General features: G+C 65.7%; 22 protein-coding genes. 9 read left to right on the top strand and 13 right to left on the bottom strand.

Features of this window, described 5'->3' with window-relative positions:
* Window positions 1–220 precede the first annotated feature (220 nt).
* The 4 genes from ACOCG7_RS21035 (at window position 221) to ACOCG7_RS21020 (ending at window position 4,667) form a co-directional block, all read left to right on the top strand.
* Window positions 221–658, top strand: a complete 438-nt coding sequence (locus ACOCG7_RS21035) for an Hsp20/alpha crystallin family protein (RefSeq protein WP_073431498.1) — start codon at window positions 221–223, stop codon at window positions 656–658.
* A gap of 29 nt (window positions 659–687) precedes the next feature.
* Complete coding sequence (locus ACOCG7_RS21030; protein ID WP_244744125.1) at window positions 688–1,095, top strand: Hsp20/alpha crystallin family protein; 408 nt, start codon at window positions 688–690, stop codon at window positions 1,093–1,095.
* Between the two features lie 500 nt (window positions 1,096–1,595).
* Entirely contained in the window at window positions 1,596–3,335 is a 1,740-nt protein-coding gene (locus tag ACOCG7_RS21025; protein WP_073431497.1) for a methanol/ethanol family PQQ-dependent dehydrogenase, read from the top strand.
* Window positions 3,336–3,425: 90 nt separating this feature from the next.
* The gene (locus ACOCG7_RS21020; protein WP_244744126.1) at window positions 3,426–4,667 is read left to right on the top strand and encodes a c-type cytochrome; all 1,242 of its coding nucleotides are present in this window, start codon (window positions 3,426–3,428) and stop codon (window positions 4,665–4,667) included.
* A 225-nt stretch (window positions 4,668–4,892) separates the two neighbouring features.
* Here ACOCG7_RS21020 and pqqD read toward each other — a convergent pair whose 3' ends face one another.
* The 4 genes from pqqD to ACOCG7_RS21000 all read right to left on the bottom strand — a co-directional run bounded on the left by pqqD (window position 4,893) and on the right by ACOCG7_RS21000 (window position 10,176).
* Window positions 4,893–5,174, bottom strand: a complete 282-nt coding sequence (gene pqqD / locus ACOCG7_RS21015) for a pyrroloquinoline quinone biosynthesis peptide chaperone PqqD (RefSeq protein ID WP_244744127.1) — start codon at window positions 5,172–5,174, stop codon at window positions 4,893–4,895.
* Window positions 5,175–5,261: 87 nt separating this feature from the next.
* Window positions 5,262–5,336 (bottom strand): pyrroloquinoline quinone precursor peptide PqqA, encoded by a 75-nt coding sequence (pqqA, locus tag ACOCG7_RS21010; RefSeq protein ID WP_073431525.1) that lies wholly within the window; start codon window positions 5,334–5,336, stop codon window positions 5,262–5,264.
* A 311-nt stretch (window positions 5,337–5,647) separates the two neighbouring features.
* Window positions 5,648–7,630 (bottom strand): sigma-54-dependent Fis family transcriptional regulator, encoded by a 1,983-nt coding sequence (locus ACOCG7_RS21005; RefSeq protein WP_244744128.1) that lies wholly within the window; start codon window positions 7,628–7,630, stop codon window positions 5,648–5,650.
* Between the two features lie 281 nt (window positions 7,631–7,911).
* Entirely contained in the window at window positions 7,912–10,176 is a 2,265-nt protein-coding gene (locus ACOCG7_RS21000; protein WP_416448069.1) for a LamG-like jellyroll fold domain-containing protein, read from the bottom strand.
* 488 nt (window positions 10,177–10,664) lie between these two features.
* Between ACOCG7_RS21000 and ACOCG7_RS20995 the strand changes: the two genes are divergently transcribed.
* Entirely contained in the window at window positions 10,665–11,096 is a 432-nt protein-coding gene (locus ACOCG7_RS20995) for a DUF2964 domain-containing protein (RefSeq protein WP_416448068.1), read from the top strand.
* Window positions 11,097–11,174: 78 nt separating this feature from the next.
* On the opposite strand, the gene ACOCG7_RS20990 is transcribed toward ACOCG7_RS20995, so the two are convergent.
* Both ACOCG7_RS20990 and ACOCG7_RS20985 read right to left on the bottom strand, forming a co-directional pair.
* Window positions 11,175–11,549, bottom strand: a complete 375-nt coding sequence (locus tag ACOCG7_RS20990; protein ID WP_244744129.1) for a DUF3564 domain-containing protein — start codon at window positions 11,547–11,549, stop codon at window positions 11,175–11,177.
* A gap of 69 nt (window positions 11,550–11,618) precedes the next feature.
* Complete coding sequence (locus tag ACOCG7_RS20985; protein WP_244744130.1) at window positions 11,619–11,951, bottom strand: c-type cytochrome; 333 nt, start codon at window positions 11,949–11,951, stop codon at window positions 11,619–11,621.
* Window positions 11,952–12,189: 238 nt separating this feature from the next.
* Here ACOCG7_RS20985 and ACOCG7_RS20980 point away from each other — a divergent pair, with 238 nt between their 5' ends.
* Window positions 12,190–12,474: a DUF1488 domain-containing protein gene (locus ACOCG7_RS20980; RefSeq protein WP_244744131.1), complete on the top strand. Its 285-nt coding sequence runs from the start codon at window positions 12,190–12,192 to the stop codon at window positions 12,472–12,474.
* Window positions 12,475–12,573: 99 nt separating this feature from the next.
* Entirely contained in the window at window positions 12,574–13,560 is a 987-nt protein-coding gene (locus ACOCG7_RS20975) for a zinc-dependent alcohol dehydrogenase family protein (RefSeq protein ID WP_244744133.1), read from the top strand.
* An 84-nt stretch (window positions 13,561–13,644) separates the two neighbouring features.
* On the opposite strand, the gene fnr is transcribed toward ACOCG7_RS20975, so the two are convergent.
* From fnr to ACOCG7_RS20940, 7 genes are all read right to left on the bottom strand, one after another.
* Window positions 13,645–14,439 (bottom strand): fumarate/nitrate reduction transcriptional regulator Fnr, encoded by a 795-nt coding sequence (gene fnr, locus ACOCG7_RS20970; protein ID WP_244744135.1) that lies wholly within the window; start codon window positions 14,437–14,439, stop codon window positions 13,645–13,647.
* Complete coding sequence (locus ACOCG7_RS20965; protein WP_244744136.1) at window positions 14,432–14,863, bottom strand: response regulator; 432 nt, start codon at window positions 14,861–14,863, stop codon at window positions 14,432–14,434. Before ACOCG7_RS20965 ends, fnr begins: the two co-directional genes overlap by 8 nt.
* Before the next feature lie 238 nt (window positions 14,864–15,101).
* The gene (locus tag ACOCG7_RS20960; RefSeq protein WP_114162470.1) at window positions 15,102–15,749 is read right to left on the bottom strand and encodes a response regulator; all 648 of its coding nucleotides are present in this window, start codon (window positions 15,747–15,749) and stop codon (window positions 15,102–15,104) included.
* The gene (locus tag ACOCG7_RS20955) at window positions 15,746–17,092 is read right to left on the bottom strand and encodes a PAS domain-containing sensor histidine kinase (RefSeq protein ID WP_244744137.1); all 1,347 of its coding nucleotides are present in this window, start codon (window positions 17,090–17,092) and stop codon (window positions 15,746–15,748) included. The genes ACOCG7_RS20960 and ACOCG7_RS20955 overlap by 4 nt, the downstream gene beginning before the upstream one ends.
* Before the next feature lie 260 nt (window positions 17,093–17,352).
* Window positions 17,353–17,868 carry a universal stress protein gene (locus tag ACOCG7_RS20950; RefSeq protein WP_244744138.1) on the bottom strand — a complete coding sequence of 172 codons (516 nt, stop codon included), beginning with the start codon at window positions 17,866–17,868 and terminating at the stop codon, window positions 17,353–17,355.
* A gap of 37 nt (window positions 17,869–17,905) precedes the next feature.
* Window positions 17,906–18,754 carry a universal stress protein gene (locus ACOCG7_RS20945; RefSeq protein WP_244744139.1) on the bottom strand — a complete coding sequence of 283 codons (849 nt, stop codon included), beginning with the start codon at window positions 18,752–18,754 and terminating at the stop codon, window positions 17,906–17,908.
* 117 nt (window positions 18,755–18,871) lie between these two features.
* Window positions 18,872–20,503, bottom strand: coding sequence for an oleate hydratase (locus tag ACOCG7_RS20940; protein WP_244744140.1), 1,632 nt, complete (start codon window positions 20,501–20,503; stop codon window positions 18,872–18,874).
* A 345-nt stretch (window positions 20,504–20,848) separates the two neighbouring features.
* On the opposite strand from ACOCG7_RS20940, the gene ACOCG7_RS20935 reads away from it, so the two are divergent.
* A complete protein-coding gene (locus ACOCG7_RS20935) occupies window positions 20,849–21,193 on the top strand; it encodes a hypothetical protein (RefSeq protein WP_073431522.1) in 345 nt (114 codons plus the stop codon).
* Window positions 21,194–21,241: 48 nt separating this feature from the next.
* Window positions 21,242–21,715, top strand: a complete 474-nt coding sequence (locus tag ACOCG7_RS20930; RefSeq protein WP_073431482.1) for a universal stress protein — start codon at window positions 21,242–21,244, stop codon at window positions 21,713–21,715.
* Window positions 21,716–21,913 lie beyond the last annotated feature (198 nt).

Below are 21,913 nucleotides of genomic sequence, written 5' to 3'. Positions count from 1 at the left end.
ACCGCCTGGCCTCGACCTATTTTCCGGTCATCATCGTGCAGTCGCGTCTCGCGTTCGCGTCCTGCGTTGCGTGCATCGCGCTGCGGGTTTAACTCGTGTTTCGACTCGTGTTTCAACTCGCGTTTCAACTTATTTGTCGGCGGTAAGGCGGATGAACCCGGAGCGCGTTTGCCCGTTCGTCGCCTTGCCTTAATTAAGGAGCTTACGGAGGACCCAAGCCATGAGTGACTTCTTTTTTGGACTTCCCCTGTTCGACGATTTCGAGCGTCTGCAACGCCAGATGACCAACCTGCTGACCGGCGCGCCCGTCAGCATTCGCGCGGGCCGCTTCGGCGCGTTCCCGCCGATCAACCTGGGCAGCACGGACGATTCGGTGGAGATCGTCGCCTTCGCGCCGGGCATCGATCCCGCGAAACTCGAAGTGACGGTCGACAAGGGCCTGCTCACGATCAACGGTGAACGTGAAGCGGCGCCGGACGCGGAAGGCGAGAGCCGCAGCTACGCGCGCGAGCGTTTCACGGGCAGTTTCCGGCGCGCCGTCGAGTTGCCGCGCGACGCCGATCCCGACAACGTGCGGGCGCGCTACGTGAACGGTTGCCTGATCGTCACCGTGGGTAAGCGCGAATCGTCGAAACCCCGCTCGATTGCGATTCAGTGAGCATTGCGATTTTCATCAAGGAGCTTGCCATGAACGACAAAACTCAAGTGACCGAGCGCGACACGAGCGCAGTCGCTCAACGCACGGGCGAGCGCTCGTCGAAGACGCCGGCCGTCGTGCCCGCGGTGGACGTGGTGGAGGACAAGCACGGCATCACGCTGTGGGCCGACTTGCCGGGCGTCACGCGAGAAAAGCTCGACCTGCGCGTGGAAGGGCCGAACCTTTTCATCGAGGCCGAAGCCACCGTGCCCATGCCCGCCGAATTGCGCGTGCATCACACCGAGTTGCAGCAGCCGCGTTTCGCGCGCGCGTTCACGCTGAGCGCCGACTTCGACACCGCGCAGATCGACGCCAGCCTGAAGGACGGCGTGCTCAAGCTGACGATTCCGCGCAGGGAAGAAGCGCGTCCGCGGCGCATCGACGTGAGCGTCGATTGAAGCCGGCGGCGCTAGTGCGCCGCGGCCGCCTCGTGGCGTAGTCTTAGCCGCGAGGCGGTGGGGTCCGTCGCAGGGTTTTAACGCTGCGGCGGACCGCCGCTCAACCGCGTCAACCGCGGCTTCTCCTTCCAACCGACACCCGATTCCCGGCCCGCCGACGCTGATCCCGCGCTGTCTTCTTCTCGCGGCCGATTCGCGGCCGATAACTGTCCTCTTTAGCAACACATTCCCCTTTTGCTTGCGCCAGCGTGCAACACCGCGAGGCACGCCGCGGCAAGCTGTCACACGAGCACCCCTGTTCCTTTTCACGCGCCGTCAAGGCTTCCCGAGACGCCGCGTCCCAATGGCATGCGACTTGCCTTGAACGGTCAGCAGCCAGTCTGCGTTCACTAGACGATGACGCCGCCCGCATGGCCTCGCGTCGAATAATTCCACAGCAATCTGCATGGGACCGGCGTCACGCTCGAAAGCGCGAACGCCGGTCCACACAGGAGACAAGGATGAAAGCACGTCCAATTTCGGCGACGCGGCCCACGGCGCTCGCGATGAGCATCGCCACGGCGATCGGTCTGATGCTCGCCTCGGCAGCGGGATCAGCGGCGGGAGCGGCCGACTATCCGCCGGTCACGTACGAGCGGTTGACGGCGGCGCAGAGCGACCCCGGCTGGCTCACGTATTACCGCACCTACAACGGCCAGGCGCATTCGCCGCTCAAGCAGATCGACACGTCCAACGTGAAGGGACTCAAGCAGGTCTGGAGCTACAAGTTTCCGGCCGATCTGCAGCAAGGTTTCGAGGCGACGCCGATCGTCAATGGCGGCTATCTCTTCGTGACCACGCCGAAAGACAACGTGTACGCATTCGATGCCGCGACCGGCAAGCAGCTCTGGAAATTCGAGCCCAAGCTCGGCGCCGAGTCGTTCAAGACCGCATGCTGCGACGTGATCAACCGCGGCGTGGCGCTGTACGGCAAGAACGTTTATGTCGCGATGCTCAACGGCGAGGTCGTCTCGCTCGACGCGCAAACCGGCGCGCTCGCCTGGCGCAAGTCGATGTTCGAGCCGGGCCTCGGCTACGCGTTCTCCCTCGCGCCGCTCGCGCTCGACGGCGCGCTGGTGGTCGGCAGCGCAGGCGGCGAATACGGCGCGCGCGGCTTCATCGCCGCGCTCGATCCCGCCGACGGCAAGGTGCTGTGGAAGCGCTTTACCGTCCCCGCAGCCGGCGAGAAGCACGCCGACACATGGCCGAAGGGCATGCAGGAGCATGGCGGCGCGCCGGCCTGGCTGACGGGCACTTACGACGCCGCGTCGAAAACGCTGTACTGGGGCGTCGGCAATCCTGGGCCGTGGCTCGCCGATCTGCGTCCGGGCGACAACCTGTACTCCGACTCGCTGCTCGCGCTCGATCCGAAAAACGGCGATCTCAAATGGCACTACCAGTACACGAAAAACGATACGTGGGACTACGACGGCGTCAACACACCGGTGCTCGCCAATATCAAGTATCAGGACAAGGATTACGACGCGATCATCCACGCCGACCGCAACGGCTATTTCCATGCGATCGATCGCGGCACCGGCAAGCTGATCTACGCGAAGCCCTTCGTCAAGGCGACCTCGGTGACGGGCTATACGGAGGACGGCGCGCCGATCCAGGACAAGTCGAAGTATCCGAAGGCCGGCACGACGATCGAAACCTGCCCGAGTTTCCTTGGCGGCAAGAACTGGTGGTCGGTGTCATACGATCCGCAAAAGCACATCGCGATCGTGCCCGCGCTGCATGCGTGCATGTCGCTGTCCGGCAAGTCGGTCAATTACATGGAGGGGCTGCCATATCTCGGCGAGGGCTTCGAGATCAAGCCTGAGCCCGGCAGCAAGGGTTACGGCGAGTTGCAGGCCATCGACGTCGATACCGGCAAGAAGCTCTGGAGCCACTGGAGCAAGCTGCCGTGGAACGGCGGCGTGGCGACCACCGCGGGCGGCCTGGCATTTAGCGGCTCGCTCGACGGCTACCTGTATGCGTTCGACGTGACGACGGGCAAGGTGCTGTGGAAAAGCCCGAAACTCGCGAGCGGGATCATCGCGCAACCGTCGGTGTTCGAGGTCGACGGCCGCGAGTACGTCGCGATCCTCGCCGGCTACGGCGGCGCCAATCCGATCTGGGGCGGCCCGATGTCCAAGGCGGCGGACAAGGTGCCACGCGGCGGCACGCTGTACGTGTTCGCGCTCAACAAGGGTTGAACTCCACATGGCCGCCGCGCCGGTTTGCGCCACGCAGCTTGCGTGCGCCCTGCGGTCGTGGCGGCCGGGCCTTTTCCGGAAAGCAGGATCATGAAGACTTCACTCCATTCGTTTGCTCTCGCCAGCGCGTTGCTGGCGACCGGCGCGCTCGCGCCTCACTCCGCTCTTGCCGGGACGGCCAGCGTGCGCGTCTGCACGTTCCCCGGCAGTCCCTCCACGGCGCTCGACGAGGCGGTGGCGCGCGAAGCGTTCCGCACCGCCGGCATCGCACTGTCGCTCGCGCCGGGCGGCTTCGCCAGCAGCGACGACGACGGCGTGTCGCTAAAGGAACTCGACAAGGCGTTGGCGCGCAAATGCGACGTGATCGCGGGCTTCCCGCGCTCCGAGGTCGCGGACGGCGCCGCCAGCAAGCTCACGTTCTCGCGCGGTTATCTACAGTCCGGGTATGTGAGCGTCACGTCGCGCGGCTCGTCGGCGCAGGCCGGCGACGCCGAAGTGGTCGCGGCGACTTACGCGAGTCCCGCGCAACTGATCGCCGTGCAGCAACCCGGTATCGAACTCGACCTGGAGAACACGGCGGAACTGACCGTCGATGCCGTGGCACGCGGCCATGCGCGGCGCGCGATCGTCTGGTATCCGGCGGTCGTCGCTTATTCGATCGCGCATCCCGAGCGGCATTTCCAGATCGCCGGCACGCACTCGCCGTATGCGGACTGGCATCTGACCTTCGCGTTCGGCACGAACGGCGCCGCGTTGCGCCCGCGTATCGACGCCGCGCTGGAGAAGATGGCCGCCGACGGCAGGCTCGCCGCCTTGACCCGCGCATGGCGTTTGCCGGAAACGGCGCTGGCCGCCGCGCGACCGGCGGCCACGTTCGCCTATCGCGACGGCCCCGCGCGCGGCAACGACGTGGGGCGGATGATGCGCGCGGGCGGCCGCGAGTCGCCGCAAGGCCGCTTTGTCAAGGTCGATGCGAGCGCACCCGCCGAGGCGCCCGGCTTCGACCGCGCCCAGGTCGCGCACGGCAAGACGCTGTACTCCAGTTCGTGCGCGAAGTGCCACGGTCCCGATCTGCAAGGGCTGAATGCGCCCGCGCTGCGCGGGCCGTCGTTCGCGCCGGCCGCGAATGCGAAGCTCACGATCGGCGGGGTGTACGGCTACATGGCGAGCAATATGCCGGCGGATCGTCCCGGCAAGATGAAGCCGCAGGATTACGCCGACATCATGGCGTTCCTGCTGTATTCGAACGGCTATGGAGCCGGCAAGACGAAGCTGACCGACGACGCCGCGAAAGCGTCGACGACGCCGCTCAACGCGCGCGCCGCGCAATAGTGCGAAGGCCCGGCGCTCGCCGTGTGGTTGCGCGGCGAGCGCCGGGGGGCGGGTTCAAGAGCGATTGCGTGTTAGAGAAGATGCCGTGCGCGGCGCATGAAAACACACGCGATGCGAGAGGTCGGGTGAGCCGTACCAACAGCCGCCCTAACGACCTGCAAGAGCAAAGACCGCTCGGCCCTCCCACGATGCCCGCATCAACCCCTGTCAATCGAGTCAATCGAGTCAATCGAGCCAGCCGCGTTGCCGTGCATGGTCGATGAAGCGATAGACATCGGCGGCCAGATCGGACGCGCGAAACAGATCCTCCAGTTCACCGATGATGTCGTCCAGTTCGCGCGTGCCATCGCAGCGCGAGAGAATTTCGCCCGCGCTCGGATTGAGCGTCACCCGACCTTCGGGATGGAGCAACACGTAGGCATGCTGCCCGGCTTCCCATTGCAGGCGGAATATCGCGCGCAGGCGCGGCCGCAAGCTGAGGTAGCGCCGGATGTTCGGGGCGGTCATGGGAAGCGGGGTGTGGCTGAACGATGAGCAGGGCGCCGCCGCGCACGATGACGACTTGCAACGTGCGCGCCGCGCTTCATCGTTGCTTCAGCGAACGGCGATGTACATCGTGACTTCAAAACCGAAGCGAAGATCGGTATAGGCGGGGGTGGTCCACTGCATGGCTGTCTCCTGGGGTATGGCATGTGATGGGAAAAACCGCATGGTTAAAGCTAAGCGGCCGCGTCATTAAACGCAATGTCCATGCCGGATGGAGCGAAACGGAGTATCGAAGCGGTTAGCCGCGCAGCGATAACGCGGCCGTTGGAATCAACGCGGCATCAACCGCTTTTGCTTGCTGCTTGCGCGGATCTGGCGCGTCGAACAGCGCAGCGCTGAACCGCGCGCTGTTCAATCGAAGAACACGCCTGTTGCAATATGGAACACCGTTGAACACGTGCCGTCGCGCGAGGTCCGTAGCGCTCTGCCCGCTGTCAGGCCTCGCCCGCGGTGTCATCCGTGCTGGCTAGCGCCGGCAATTTGCGGTAGATGGTATTGCGCGACACGCCCAGCGCGCGGGCCGCCGCCGACACGTTGCCGCGATGCTGCGCGATGGCCGCGGCGATCGCGCTGGTGGTGACGTCGCGCAAGCGCTCGCCCTGCAAGGGAGCGGCTTCGGCGGGGCGCGCGCTGGGCGACGGGGCGCAGCGCAAGTCGTCGAAGAAGTCGTCGGGCAAATGCTCGCGGCGAATCTCGCCGTCCTCGTCCACCATTGCGGCCGCGGTGCGCAGAAGATTGCCGAGCTGACGAAAGTTGCCCGGCCACGCGCACTGCTCGAACAGCGCCATCACGTCGGCGGCGACGCTCAGACGCCGGCCGTCGGGCTCATCGAGCGATGCGCAATGCAGCATCTTCTGGATCACGGCTAGCAGGTCCGTGCGCTCGCGCAGCGGCGGCAGTTTCACCACCAGACCGTTCAGGCGGTAATACAAGTCCTCGCGGAAACAGTTCTGCGCGATCATGTCGCGCAGATCGCGATGGGTCGCGCAGATGATCGCGATATCCACGGGAATCGATTTGGTCGAGCCGAGCGGATTGACGAGACGCTCCTGCAACACGCGCAGCAGCCGCACCTGGAGCGGGTAGGGCATGTCGCCGATCTCGTCGAGAAATAGCGTGCCGCCGTTCGCCTGCAGCAGCTTGCCGGCGGCGCCCTTGCGGCGCGCGCCGGTGAAGGCGCCTTCTTCATAGCCGAACAGTTCGGATTCGATCAGGCTTTCCGGTATCGAAGCGCAGTTCACCGCGACGAACGCCCCCGACCTGCGCGGCGAATCGTTGTGGATCGCCTGCGCGAGCAGTTCCTTGCCGGTGCCCGTCTCGCCGGTGATCAGAATGGGGATGTCCTTGCCGAGCACCTTGCGGACCTTGGTGATGACCGTGGCAATCTGCGGATCGCCGGTGTCCAGATAGCTCAGTCTCGACAGCGCGCCCGCGGCCACCGCCGGCGGCGGCGCGTCGGGGCGCGGCGCGGGCTTCTCCGCGCGCGGCGCAGGCGGCGGCACGCCGTCCTCGGCGAGCGTGGCGCGGCGGAATTCGACGCGCGCGCAAACCACCGCGCCGTTATGCAGATTCAACGACAGATTCCGGTCGCCGCCCGCACGCAGACGGTCGATCAACTGCGGACTCGTCAGGCCGAACAACGAGAACAGCGTATGCGCGCGCAAGGCGGTGAGCGGCAGGCCCAACTGGAACTGCGCGCTGCGGTTGGCGGACAGGAAGCGGCCGTCGCAGGTGAACGCGGCGATGCCTTCCATCAGCGTGCCGAGAAACTCCGGCCGGCCGTGAAAGGCGATCCGCAAGGTCTCGCGGAAGGTATTGGTGAACAGATGATTCTCGATCATCTGCACGGACATCTTGGCGAGCGCCATCGTGTGTTGATGGTAGCTGCGATGGTCGCCGCTCACGTCGAGCACGCCGATCAGATCGCCATACGGATCGAGGATCGGCACGCTCGAACAGGTCAGAAAGCGGTTGGCCGCCAGATAGTGCTGCTCGCCATGCACGACGGTCGGCGAGCATTCGGCGATCGCGGTGCCGATCGCGTTGGTGCCCTGGCGGTCCTCGGCCCAATTCGCGCCGGGGCGCAGCGCCACCTTCTCCGCGCGGCGCAAAAACTCGTCGTCGCCGATCGAATGAAGAATCAGCCCTTCGGCGTCGGTCAGCACGATCATGCTTTGCGTGTTGACGATCTGCTCATGCAGCGTTTCCATCACCGGCGTGGCATGCGCGCACAGAATGCGGCTCTGTTCCAGCCGCAACGCGAGTTCCGCGGCCGGCAGGACGTCGTAGTCGGGCCGCATCAAGGCACTGAGGCCGAACGTCTGCGAACGCTCGTGGGACTTCTGAATGGATGGCGTGAGCCAGCCCGCTTCATGCGGGGCGATTGGGGTCATGGCGTGATGAACGGCATCGCGCATTTGTCTCCTCCTGCTGGTCAGGTCTGGTCGATCGCCAGAACCGTATGGGCACATCGCTTAAAGCAAATCGCGCGCCAGTTCGCGATTTTTTGAGCCGCGTAATGCATGGTTCATGCGCGGCCCAAGTGCCGCTCACGCGCGGCCCATGCGTTGCATGTTGTTCCTGAACGCAACCCAGGGATTGACCTGAATCAACGCAGCGCGCATTGAATGCGCCCGAGGCGGGGCGCTCAATGCTGACGCTGCGTCGAGGAGGTGCCCGTCGAGATGCCGGCCCGTCGCTACGCGGAGATCAATGCCGTGATCTGCTCGGCGCTGAGCGCGTTGCGATAGACGCGGAACTCGTCGATCGAGCCGTTGAAATACGGATCGGCGAATTGCGAGCGGCCGATCCAGTTCTGGCTCGTGCTTTCCAGGCGGAACGGCGCGAACGACATCGCCGTGTTGGTGCCGATCGCGGCGCCGTTCAGGTACAGCGTGCCGACGCCGCCCGACAACGTCACCGCGACGTGCGCCCACTGTCCGGTGGGCAGGGCCACATTGCCGTTGATATCCTGCTCGCCGGCCCCACCGTTCAAGGTGATCGCAAAGCGCGCGAGCCCGTTGTTGGCGCGCGGCGTCAGCATCATGTAGCGGCCCGTGCCGGCGCCGAAGTCGAACACGCGCTCCCAGGTTCGCGCCGCGTTCCAGTAGACCCAGGCCGCGATCGTGAAGTCGGCTACGTCGGCGACCAGGTCGCCGGGCAAGCTGACATAGCCGGTGCTGCCGTCGAGCGAAACGGCATTGCCTTTCTTGCCGGGCACCCGGCTCGCCCCGCCGACGAGCGTGCCGGCATGGCCGTTGCCGCTCGAATCGGCCGCGCTCGTGCCGCTCGTTTCGTCGAAGGCGAGCCACGTTTGCAGTTGCACCGCGGTGACCGCCACCGCCTCGTTCGACGCGGCCGTTTCGCCGGACGGCGTCGTGGCCGTGACGACGTAGTACCAGGTGCCGGCCGCCACGGCGCTGTCCGTGTAACTGAGCAGATCCGTGACGCCGCTCGCAATCGACGTGTACGGACCGCCCGCCGTGCTGCCGCGCTTCACGTTGTAGCTCGTCGCATAGGCGGTCCCCCACCACGACAGGATGACTTGCCCCGCGCTGACGGTCGCGGTGAGTCCGCTCGGCGCCGCGCCGCTCGCGATCGGATCGCGCGTGCAGGTGAGGCTGCCGTAGCCGAGCTGGTCGTAACCGCCGCTGTTCGGGCCGTAGTTGCCGCCGCCGCCTTCCGGTTGAACCAGCGCCGCGAATTTCTGCGTATACGGCGCGGCCAGGCCCTTGCGGTTGACGTAGTGGTTGTACACCAGCGCCCAGCAGGGCCGGATCGTGCCTTGAGAGGCGGTCGAGAACACCGTCTGATTGACGTTGTCGACATTGTTGTAGCGCACATAGGGCACGGTGTAATACGTCGTGCCCGATTCGATCAGGTTGCCTTTGGCGACGTATTCCGCGCCCATCAGGAAGCGGTTGTTGTCGTAGCCGTAGAGGTCCACGCCCTGGTTCCAGGCCATCTCGCAGATCGCGCCGCCGAGCGCGATGCCGAGCGTGTTGTGCCCCTGGTCGCGTCCCGATTCCTGCCATTGACCGAGATAGCCGGGGTGCACGTAGTACACCGCGTTGAAGATCGCGCCGTTGCCCGCGCCGCTCTTGAAGTAGGACACGGCTTCGTCGAACAGGGCCTGGTCGTCGCATAGCACGCCGATCGCCATGATCGACGCCATGTTGCACAAATCCCAGTTGGCCCAATAGTGGGTCGCCTGGGTGTTGTTGTGCCGGTTGAGGAAGTCGTGATTGATCGGATAGAAGATGTTGCGCATCATCGCCTGGAAGCGCGCGAGGTCGGCGGCGGCCCAGCCTGAATACGTGCGCATGATTTCGCCGGCGTTGGCGAATTCATAGCCGTAGATGCCGGCCGCGAGATCGACGTCCGTGGAGCCGCCGAGGCCGGTCAACGTCGAGGACCACGCGTTCATGATCTGCACCGACTTGTCCGCATACGCCGTGTTGCCCGTCACTTTCCAGCGCAGCGCGCACGCGTAGGCGGCCGCGATGTCGTTGAACAGCAGCGAGTAGTTCTGCGGGTGAACGCCGTCGTCGCCGCGGTAGACCACCGCTTGCGGACGCGGCGTCCATGACAGGCTCGCGTGACTGTTCGCGATCAGGATGTTCCAGCTGTCGACCCACGGCGACGCTTGCGCCGCGACCTTCTGGCTCATCCGGTCGAAGTCGGTTTGGGTATGCAGCAGGCCGGGATGCACGAATGCGCCGGATGACGCGCTGTTCGCCACGGCTTGCGTCGACCGGGTCGACGATTGCGCCGATGATTGGGTCGACGACTGCGCCGAGGCCGCAGCGGACGCGCCGCCTTCCGCGCCGCCGCCGCAGGCGGACAGCGCCAACGCGCCGAGGCTGTAGAGGAAGGTGCGGCGCGACATGCCTTCGGCGATATCCGCCTCGTTGGCGAGGCTGTCCGATGGTTCAAACCACGGTTCAGGCGAAGCTGAATTCATGTGTGCCTCTGGTGCAACGGCCTTGCTCGATTTCGCCCGCTTCATGCGCTTCTCCGCTCCTGATTGGGACGGCTCCGGGGTGGGTTCATGAACCCTTGCGGTGGCCGCCGATGGTTGGCAAACGTTTGCTTTTGCGGCCGCGATCCGTGTTGCCGGCATGCGCCGGCGAACGACATCATCGTGGCTTATTCGTGCTGCGGTTCAATGACTCGCGATTTGCGACATACGCGTTAATTCGTATAAAACTGATTTGCCGGCATTCGCTTTCCATTCGCTTACATGAATGCGCGGCTCGTGCTGCTGCGATGAATGGAATTCGGATATCGCTCCAATCCTGTCGAGCGATAAGAGGCACGTGTCCAAGCGCGTATCCAAGCGCATATCCAAGGTATACGGCCACGACGACGGGTTCTGAAGAGCAAAACCGGACGCTATTTTATTGGATCGGACCGGTCGCCGATTTTCAATTGCATTAATACAAAGGCGCAATGAAAAAAACAGGGATTCCCTATATGGGAATCAGGATTGCCTTACACGGAAAAGCGGCCAATTGCATCCGCGATGCGACGAGCGCATCGGGCTTCGCGAGGTCATCGGGGAGACGCCATGGCCTGCCGGTTTCGTGTTCTTTCCGGCGCATGCCGACTATGTTGATATCGGTCAAGCGAAATCAGCCCGCGAGAGCGATGATGTCTTTATCACTCCGTCCAGGCTCCGTGGAGGGCATCATGGTCCGCTCAGAAAGCAGAATCGTTTTTTCGGCCATTGCCGTATTCGTGGCGTTGGCGGGCATTGCTGCGTCGATCCGCGGTTTGCTGTTCGATGCGCCGCAGTTCTTCCACTACGGTGTCGCGGCCGTGATTGGCGGTGTCGCGTGCTTTGTGCTCTTGCTCAATCCGACGCGCAACGGCGATATGTAAACGTAGGGTAAGCGCGGGGCGATCGTCGCCGCGCCGCGAGCGGGTGGCCGGCGCCAGCCGGCGTTTTACGCTGCTTCGTTACGCTTCCTCGCCGGCAGCGAACAAGCCGTGTTCCGGCTGCGCCTGCTCGTTGTCGACACACTGCACATGCCAGTGGCCGGTCATCAGGAGGCGGCCGCGTTCCGCGCAGCACTGCGCGCGTCCGGTCTCGCCTTCGAACGGCCCGCTGCAGTCTTTCAGACTGAGGCCTTCGAGCACGCAGAGGGGCGTCGCGTCGCGCGGGCCGCACATAAGGGTATTGCCGCCATCCACCCGCAGCGTGCCCCATTCGGGCAGGTCGAGCCCGTGGTGGCCTTCGCGCGACCATTGCCGCGTGTCCTTGTCCAGCCAGAGGATTGCAAATGCCATCGGGCGGGTACAGTCGAAGGCGTCGAGGTGGACAGTGAGGCGCATGAAAATTCTCCGAAACGGGCGGTCCGGTTCAGGCGGAGCAGACCGCGGAAGTCATGATTCAAAAGCGGGTCATTGACTCAACACCCACTGCACCAGCGTGTGCGCGTCCTCCGGGGACAGCGGGCCGCCGCGGTCGGCCGGCAGCGGCATCGGCGTATCGCCCCAATGCGCCTTGCCGCCGAGCCGCAGCTTGTGTTCGAGCATGAACTGCGCGTTCGGCACGTCGCGGTAACGCTCGGCGATCTGCTGAAACGACGGCGCGAGGAACGGCGCATCGCGCGTGTGGCAAAACATGCAGTGATGCTGATCGACCAGCGCGGCCGGTTCCGGCGCGGCGTGCGCGGCGGCGGCCAGCACGAACCCGGCACATGCCACCAGATAGTTTCTGGACAGGACGTTCACGGCACGCGCTCCTTGGCGACGGGGATGAACCCAGTGTAAGGGCCGCGCTCCGGGTGCGATTGACCTCGGTCAACGAGGACGCAGGGCCTGAGTTTGACGAATCGCGCCAGGCTCCTATGCTGATGACAGGCGGTGCGGGGCGGGGCGACCCACGGACCGGGCCGCCTCGACGCGTGGTGCGCGATGCGCGGGTGGGCGGAGACGCCGCCCAAGCCTCGCATTCTGCGCAAGGAACCAGGTGGTGATGATGAAGATTCATTTTCCCGAGGAACGTCCGGAATATTGCGCGCGCGATCTCGTCGTCGCGTTTCCGGCCGAGGTGGATGGCGTGCGCGTGCAGTGCGCGATCACCGCGGAAGCGCTCGAGGATCATTTCGGCGCCGCGTCGCTGCGTGAGGACGATCTGATCGCCGCATTCGACTCGAACCGGCATCCGATCGAACACGCGGCAACGCAACTGCTGCACGAAATCGGCGCCAAGCCGGTGCTCATGCACAGCGGGTATTTCCGCTTTTGCGACTGACTTCGCGTGAGGCGGCCGGGCGCGCGGCCTGTTTCAATGCGTTCGGATGCGTTTCGATGCGTTTCGATGCGCCGGCCGCCCCGGTTCGAGGAGACTCTGATGCGTGCGATGGTATTCGACGGCAGCGCGTCGTCGCTGCGTGAGCGGGATATGCCTGATCCGACGCCAGGCCCTGGGCAGATCCTGATCGATGTTCATACCTGCGGCGTGTGCCGCACCGATCTCCATCTGATCGACCATGAGCTGGAGCACCCAAAACAGCCCGTGATTCCGGGCCATGAAATCGTCGGCACGGTGGCCGAACTCGGCGCGGGCGTGACGGGCTTCGTCGTCGGCGACCGGGTGGGGGTGCCGTGGGTGGGCCGCACCTGCGGGCATTGCCGCTACTGCCTGTCGGCGCGCGAAAATCTCTGCGACGAGGCCGGCTTCACCGGTTATACGATCGACGGCGGTTACGCCGAGCGCACCGTCGCCGACAGCCGCTACTGCTTTCATCTGCCGGAGCACTACACGGATATCGAGGCGGCGCCGCTGCTGTGCGCCGGCCTGATCGGCTATCGCACCTTGAGCATGGCGGGCGACGCGCGGCGGATCGGCATCTACGGTTTCGGCGCGGCGGCGCATATCGTCGCGCAGGTCGCGCGTCATCAGCAGCGCACGGTGTACGCGTTGACGCGTCCGGGCGACGATGCGGCCCGGCAACTCGCGCTGCGTCTCGGCGCGGCCTGGGCGGGCGGCAGCGATGAGACGCCGCCCGACGAACTGGATGCCGCGTTGCTGTTCGCGCCGGTCGGCGCGCTTGTTCCGCAAGCCCTGCAAGCGGTGGCGAAAGGCGGTGTGGTGGTGTGCGGCGGAATTCACATGAGCGATATTCCGTCGTTCCCGTACGCGTTCCTGTGGGGCGAGCGGCGCGTGGTGTCGGTCGCCAATCTGACGCGCGACGACGGGCTCGCCTTCATGCGCATCGCGCACGAGACGCGCCTCACGATCGAAACGACGACTTATCCGCTGACGGATGCCAACCGCGCGCTGAGCGACCTGCGTGACGGCAGACTGACGGGCGCGGCCGTGCTCAGCATTCGCTAGCGTGAGCGGTTCGGGCGTGGTCCGCGTCGCCCCGCGTTTTGCGGTGCGTTCGGGCGAAAACCGCACTGCGGATCAACCCCGGAATCACACCCGCACGAGGCCCGCGTGATCCACGATCCGGATATCCTTGCCGCGTATGTCGACCAGTCCGTCGCGCTGGAACCTGGAGAGCATCCGGCTCACCGTTTCGAGCTTGATGCCCAGGTAGCTGCCGATTTCCTCGCGCGTCATGCGCAGATGAAATTCCGCCGGCGAATACCCGCGCAGCCGCAGGCGGTCCGACATGTTCAGCAGGAACGTCGCCACCCGCTGGTCGGCGGACATGGTGCCGAGCAGCAGCATCTGTGACGATTCGCGCACGATCTCGCCGCCCATCATCCGGTGCAGGTGCTGCTGGACGGCCTTGACCTCGCGGCACATGGCTTCGAGCAGATGGAACGGGATGATGCAGACCTTGCTGTCCTCGAGCGCCACGGCGTCGCAACTATGGTGGCCGGAGCACACCCCGTCCAGTCCCAGCGAGTCGCCGGCGAGATGAAAACCGGTCACCTGCTCGCGGCCGTCGCGATGCATGACGACCGTCTTGAACGAGCCGGCGCGTACCGCATAGATGCTCTGAAACGAATCGTTCGCGCGGTAGAGGGTCTCGCCCTGCTTGATGGTCCGGGACGGGCAGATGAGCGATTCCATCCGTTGCAATTCCTCGGATGTCAGCCCTTGCGGCATGCAGATGGAGCGCATCGAGCAGGCCGTGCAACGTACCGCGTCGTTGCGCGGCGCCCGTGCGGTTGCCGGCTCGGCTGCGGGAGCGGGAGCGGGCGAGGCTTGCCGGATCTTAAGCGAGGGCGACGTGACGGAATAGACGGCAACGTCAGACATGATGTGCTCCAGGTTGAGGAAGGGTGCGCGCGCGATGTTCGCCGGCGATCCGCTGGATCGCGTTGCGCGCTAGATTGAATTCGCTGGTCTTGTCGAAAAAGTAGTGAGCGCCGCTCGCGAGGCATGCGCGCCGGAACCAGGCGCCTGAACGGTTCGTCAGCACCATGACGATCACATGCGGCATGCGTTGGGCAAGCAACGCGAGCAACTCCATGCCGGTGCCGCCGTTCAGATGCAGTTCCGTCACGACCAGATCGGCCGCGCCGGCGGCGATGCCCGCGAATGCCGCGCCGGGCTCCTCGGCTTCGCCGACGATCTCGACGCCGTCGAGCGCGCCGAACAGCGCGGCGATACGGTGCCGCACCAATGCGGCATCGTCGACGAGAAAGACGCGCAGGGCGGGGTGGTCAGTGCTTGAGTTCATGGCTCGAAGTATCGGTCGCGCCGTATCTAAATGAAATCGGCGTCGAATGAACTTCGAGTAGGCGAGAGGGAGGCGCTGTAGGGCGTTTCCTACAGCGGGTGGAGCGGAGCGGGGATCGGCGAGTGCGCTAAGTGCGCGGAGTGCGCGGTGGGTCGCGATGGGCGGCAGGAGCGAAAACGCGCGGCGGCGGGGTCCGTGCGCGTTGTGACCCGCAAGCCGATGCGAGTCACGCGGGCGTTTAGATGTCGTCCTCGTCGCTGACCAGCTTGTGACGCATCGCATAGCGCACCAGCGCGGCGTCGTGCGGCATCTGCATTTTCTCGAGGATGCGCGTCTTATAGGTGCTCACGGTCTTGGCGCTCACGCACAGTTCGGCCGCGATCTCGGTGATCGTCTGACCGGTGGCGATGCGCTTCAACACGTCGAATTCCCGATCGGACAGACGCTGATGCGGCAGCAGATCGGTGGGTTCGTTCAGGCTCTGCGCGAACCGCTCGGCCATCGCGAGGCTCACGTAGACACCGCCCGCGGCGACCTTGGTCACGGCGGCCACCAGCTCGGCGCTCGCGCTTTCTTTCGTCAGATAACCGGACGCGCCGGCCTTGAACGCGCGCACCGCGTATTGCTGCTCGGCGTGCATGGTCAGCACGAGAATGCGCAGCGTCGGCTTTTCTTCCTTGATCTGCTTGATCAACTCGACGCCGTTGCGGCCGGGCATGGACAGATCGAGCACCAGCACGTCGGCGGCCCGCTCGCGGATCAGCGCGACGGTGCTCGGGCTGTCGTTCGCTTCGCCGACCACTTCGAAGCCGCTTGCGCCCTCCAGGATATGGCGCAGACCGTCGCGCACCAGCGCATGGTCGTCGGCGATCAGGACGCGGGTCATGTTTGCATCTCCTGCATTTGCACGGTTTCCGCCGGAATGGTGACGCTCAGCACGAAGCCTTCGCCTTGCGCCGTATGAATGTCGACCGCGCCGCCCAGCATGTGCGCGCGTTCGCGCACGCCGAGCAAGCCGAACGACTTGCCGGCCGGCTCGGCTGCCTGCTGCGCGCCCTGGCCGTTGTCGGCGATGCGCAGCACGAAGGTCTGTTCCGCCGCGCGCAGGCTCAGCGTGACCAGCGTGGCGTCGGCATGGCGCGCGACATTGGTGAGCGCTTCCTGCACGATGCGGAACAGCGCGGTGGCGCCCGCCGGCGTGAAGCGCGCGTCGCCGGTTTCGATGTCGCGCTCCACGTCGATGCCGTAGCGGTTGGTGAAGTCGTTCGCGAGCCATTCGATCGCAGGAATCAACCCGAGGTCGTCGAGCATGACCGGCCGCAGATCGGCGGCGATGCGCCGCACCGAGGCCACCGTCATGTCGATCAGCCGGCGCATGCCTTGCAGTTGTTCACGCACCGGCGCGCTCGCCGACGCATCCAGCGCCTGCTCGACCGACGAGATGTCCATTTTCAGCGCGGTGAGTTGCTGGCCGAGATCGTCGTGCAGTTCGCGCGCGATGCGCGTTTTCTCGTCTTCGCGGATGTTCTGCAAATTGGCCGACAGTTCGCGCAGCTCCTCGCGCGCCTGCTGCTGCGCGCGCTCCGCCCTGACGCGTTCCGTGACGTCACGCAGCATCACCGTGTAAAGGCGCGTGTTGCCGTCGCGGATCTGCGAGATCGACGCCTCCAGCGGGAATTCCTCGCCGTTGGCGCGCAAGCCCGATAACAGCCGCTGCCTGCCCATCTGCCGGTCCGACACGCCTGTCTCGCCGAACTGCTCGACATGCCGCGAATGGGCCGCGCGAAACCGTTGCGGGATGAAGCGGTCGAGCGAGGAGCCGATCGCGTCCATGGCGGAACAGCCGAACACCTGTTCCGCCATCGGATTGAAGATGACGATGCGCTGCTGTTCGTCGATGGTGATGACCGCTTCCATCGAGGAGCGGATGATCGCCATCATGCGAGCCTCGTTCACGCCGGCGTGGCTGCTTCCGGGGCTTGCCTCGCTGTGTGCGGACGACCCGTCGCGACGCGCGCGCACGAGCAGGAACGCGCTCGTGGCCAGAAGCAGGGCGGCGGCGACGCAAATGAACAACACCGGGTCGAACCAGCGCCGCGCCGCCAGCATCGCGGCCAGCGTCACGACGAACGCGGCCGTGGCCGCGACCGCGGGCCGGGCCGCCAGCGAGCCCAGGCGCTCGCGTGAAGCGGCACTGGGCGGCATGGGCGTCTTACCGCTAACGGGCATGTGCGCCTCTTTGGAATGACAACGGACAAGAATGGGGCGCGCCGCCCGACGAGCTCGGTGCAGCGGTGCGCGCGGCAAACACGCTGGTTCCGGGTGATTCCGTGATTCATGTGGCCGCAGGCCGCGGAAACACCGCGCGGAAAGTGTGTGTTTGCGTTCATTGTCCGTGAAACGCCCGCTTCATGCCAGCGCGAGCGCATAGTCGAGCCGGGCAGCGGCACGGGCGCTGTCGTCGAGATGCACCAGCAGCGTTGTGCGGTTCATGACGGCTCCTTGACCGATTCGCTCGCGGGCGGGGTGGCGTCAGCCGCGCTCGCCGCGGGGGATGCGCAATGCGCGGAGATCAGCAGCACCGGACGGTTGGCGATGCGCAGAAAACGTTCGGCGACGCTGCCGAGCATCAGCCGCCGCACGCCGCGCCGGCCGTGCGTGCCCATCACCACGAGGTCGGCGTCGAACTCGTCCGCGGCGAGCCGGATGCGGTGCGCGATGTCGTCGCCCGTCAGGTCGGTTTCGATCATGCGCGGCGAGCCTTTCACGCCCGCGCCGGCCATCCGCGCGGCGGCGTCGGCGAGCACGCGCCCGCTTTCCTCGACGAGCGCGTTGCGCACATAGGACGGGTCATAGGCGGGCACGTCGTAGACCATCAGCGGCACGTCGACCACATAGAGCGGCTGCAGTTGCGCGCTCGACTCGCGCGCCAGTTCGACGGCGGCCGCCAGCGCGCGCGACGAGGTGTCGCTGCCGTCGACCGCGACCAGAATCCTGTTATACATGGCGAACACTCCTGAACGGGAAAGCAATCTGCCGGGCTCAATGCGACATCAGCACGGGCACGGTCATCGACTTGAGGATCGTGCGCGTGGCGCCGCCCATCATGAGTTCACGCCAGCGGGCATGGCCGTAGGCGCCCATCACCAGGAGATCGACGCCGCCGTCGGCGACCTGCGAGAGCAGCACCTCGCCGACCGAGCCGCCCGCTCCGGTTTCGATATCGGCGACCTCGACCTGCACGCCATGCCGCGCGAGCACGGTGGCGATGTCCGCGCCGGGAAGACGGATGCGCTCGTCATCGTGCCGGCCCGCGCGCATCCCGTTCACGGTGAGGATCGTGGTGCTCGCCGCCGCGCGCAGGAACGGCAGCGCGTCGTGCACGGCGCGCGTGGCTTCGCGGCTGCCGTCCCACGCGACCAGAACCCGGTTGCCCGTGGCTCTGTCATTGCCCGCATACGGCACCAGCAACACCGGCCGGCCGCTCGTCAGAATCAGGTTTTCCGGAAAGAAGTCGCCGACATACGACTCGGGATCGGCGGGGTTGTCCTGGCCGGCCACGATCAGGTCGGCGCAGCGGCCCGCGCGCGGAATCGCGAGACTCGCGGGCGCGTCGATGGCGATCCACTCGCCGGGCACCTCGGCGCGCCGGAGTTCGGCGTGAAAGAGGCGCTCTAGCGCCGCGCGCCGCTCGGTGCGCCGCGCTTCCTGCTCCCGGTAATACTCCGCGGTTCCCGCCATCACATGGAGCGAACGCGGATCCGGCGAGAACACGGCATAGGCGCCCGTCAGATGCGCGCCGAACTGTTTGGCGAGCCGCAGGGCGATTTCGAGCCGCGGATGCGCGCGCTCGCTGGTGTCCAGGTGAACAACGATGGTTTTGTAGTTCATGGCAGTCGCTCCGGAAAGAGACGGTGACGCACGGATCGTTGAGCCTGAGTCCAGCAACGATCGCGGCGGCCCCGTTGATGCAGATCAATGGCGGCAGGGGTGGCGTGCATGGCCCGCTCAGTGCCCGCGCAACGCGGACGCCGCGCCGTACACCACGCGCGCATCGTGCTGGCCTTTGTACACGGGCGGCGCCGACCGGTTCAAACCGAGCAGCGTATAAACGGCGGTCTGCGCGGACCGAACCGAATATTCGACGGTGAACACGACGTCGTTCGGCAGCTCGCAAAACTGTCCGATGAACGCGAGGTTCGCCCAGCCCTCGGGCACGACTTGCGGCCGGTCGCCGCGCTTGCGCCGCAGGAACTGGCTGGTGACGAACGGCATCAGGCACGGAATGCAGATCGCGTCGTCGAGAATGCGGGGGGCTTCCGCCTGAATGTGCAGATGGCCGAGCAGCTCCGTCATGATCTCGCGGCCCGTGCACTCGGCCATCGGCTTGCCGACGAAGTTGCCGGGCCGGTCGATGAAGAGCCCATAACCCCAGAACACCTGGACGTCCTTCGGCTGGCCGATGAAATGCGGCTGATGAGGCAGCACGATCGAGGCGAGCCAGTTCGATTGCGGGAAGGTGATCAGGCCGCCTTCGCCGGGCACGTTGCCGGTCAGATCGCGGACCAGGCGGAACAGCGTCGGATCGCGCAGCGTCGCTGTAAAGGACAGCCATTTGGATTCGTCGACATGATCGGCGAACACCGAGGGGTGGCCGAATTCGGCTCGTCCCGCCGCGATGGTTTTCCACAGCGCCCACGCGCCGCTGCTGTCGGCATGATCGAACACGGCCGGGCGGTGCGTGCCGCCGAGGCTCGATCCCGCCGTCATCGAGCCGAGCGTGACGATGACCTTGTCCGCCGCGCCGACCGGAATCTCCACGCGCCGCTTGTCGTGTTCGCAGACGATGCCCGACACGCGGTTCAGTTCGCCGCTTTGGTCATACCGCAGATCGACGACGCGCGTGTTGGCGCGAAACGCCACGCCATGCTCGTCGAGCCATTTGCGCAGCGGCCGCACCATCGAGTCGTACTGGTTGTAGACCGTGCGCATGATGCCGTGCAACTGGTTGAAGCCCGAGGTCATATGCGCGAAGCGCAGCAGGTAACGGCGGAATTCGGCGGCGCTGTGCCACGGCTGGAAGGCGAACGTCGTGCACCACATGGTCCAGAAGTTGGTGTCGAAAAAGTCCGGTTCGAAGTGGTCGGAAATGCGGCTGTCGCCGAGCAGAATTTCCGGTTCGAGCGACAGGCGGCCGAGCGTCAGCAGATGCGTGTCGGCGAGCCCGTAGGCGGGCGCGTCCTCGCGCCGGCCGTCGCGCACGAGCCGCGCTTTCGACGAGGTGCGCAGCGTCTCGTTCCAGTCGAAGATTTCCTTCGTGACGCTGCCGTGGCCGTCGAGCGTGGGAATCGAGTCGAACAGGTCGTAGGTGCACAGATACTTGCTTTCGAGCATGCGGCCGCCGCGCACGACGTAGCCTTCCCGCGACGAACCGGCGCCGTCGAGGCTGCCGCCCGGCTGGTCGAGCGCTTCGAGAATCGTGATGCGGTAGCCGGGCATATCGGCGTCGCGAATCAGAAACGCCGCGGCCGCTAGCGACGCGATACCGCCGCCGATCAGATAGACATGGCCGGCGGCGCTCGCGTCGTCGCGAGCCTGATCCGCGAGCGGATGAGCAGGGAGAGAGTTGGAATCGTTCATGTGATGCTCCCCGAAGGGTAATGGCCGTGGACGTATTACCCGGACCATACGCGCGCGGCGCAGAGGCGCGTTGCGTTGGATCAACCGGAGCGCGACCCGCGCTCGCCGGTGCGGTGCGCGTGATCCGTGCTTGATCCACGCTCACGCCGCCGGATTCCGTCCGCGGCATTCCGCGCCCGCGTTCGCACAGGCGCTGCGCGGCACTGCCGCGCCGTTGACGCATGTCAATCGCATGACGCGAATAGCGCCGATCATGTATTCATCGGCTCGCTGTCGTTCGCGGCTTCCGTTCTGGCGACTGACGCCGCGACGGCCGATGAGTATCAAGGCACGCTCGGAGGCGGCATGGGAATCGATATGCAGATCGTGTACTTCGGGTTTGCGGGGTCCGCGCAAATCGAGGCCGAAGCCGCCGTTCAGTTCGTGCGGCTCGAGCGCTTCGGCAAATCCATTTCTGGTTGCCATCTCGCGATCGAGGCGATTCGCGAGCGTGCGCCGGATGGCACCTCACGCGGGGTGTTCGACGCCACGCCGAATCACCTCATGTTCGATGCGCGACTCGATCTGGTTCTGCGCAACGGCGAACTGGTGCCGCTCGAACATCGGCAGAGCGCCGACCCCGACGCCGCCGTGCGCGCGGCTTTCGATGCGGCCGAACGCCTGCTCGAACGCGGCGTTACGCGGGTCTGAACGTCCAACGCCTGTCGCAACGTTTTATTCCTAGTCCCGGAGGCAGTCATGTATTCGAACATCGTGGTGGCCATCGACGGCAGCGCAGCCGCGAAGCGCGCGCTCGCCGAGGCGGTTCAGCTCGCGAAGCTCTCGCGCGGCAAGTTGACGGCGGTGTACGTGCTGGATCAGTCGGCGGCTTTCACCTACGCGGGCGCCTGCGATCCGCATCTGCTGACGGACGCCGCGCGGCAGGTCGGCACGAGTTTGCTGCATGACGCGCTCGCGCAGATGCGCGAGTTCAATGTCACGGGCGATATGGAGATCGTGGAGACGCAAGGCATCGGCGAGGACATTGCCGGCGCTTTGCTGCGCTGTGCGCAACGGCGCGGTGCGGATCTGGTCGTGATGGGCACGCACGGACGCCGCGGCTTGCGGCGCATGGTGATCGGCAGCGTGGCCGAGCGGTTCGTCCGCTTCGCGACGTGCCCCGTGCTGCTGATCCGTGAGGCGGGGGATACGGGTCAGCAGGCGGCGGCTTGATGAGCATTTCTCCGGTTTGCGCGGGTGCGGGCTGACGCTTCTTTCAAGTGAAGTGGCCGGTGATGCCGCGACGGATGCGTTGCTCGGCATCATGCAGGGGCGGCGCCGCTGCCCGGCGAGGGGCGCGCTCGTGTGTCAGCGCGCGATTTGGACAAGGCGATTCACAACACCGGGCGACAACTCAAGCACCGAGTGGCA

It is taken from the genome of Paraburkholderia sp. DD10, assembly GCF_049177125.1.
Lineage (GTDB): Bacteria > Pseudomonadota > Gammaproteobacteria > Burkholderiales > Burkholderiaceae > Paraburkholderia > Paraburkholderia terricola.
Note: the sequence above shows the minus strand (reverse complement) of the source record. Positions and strands in the feature narration are given on the sequence as shown.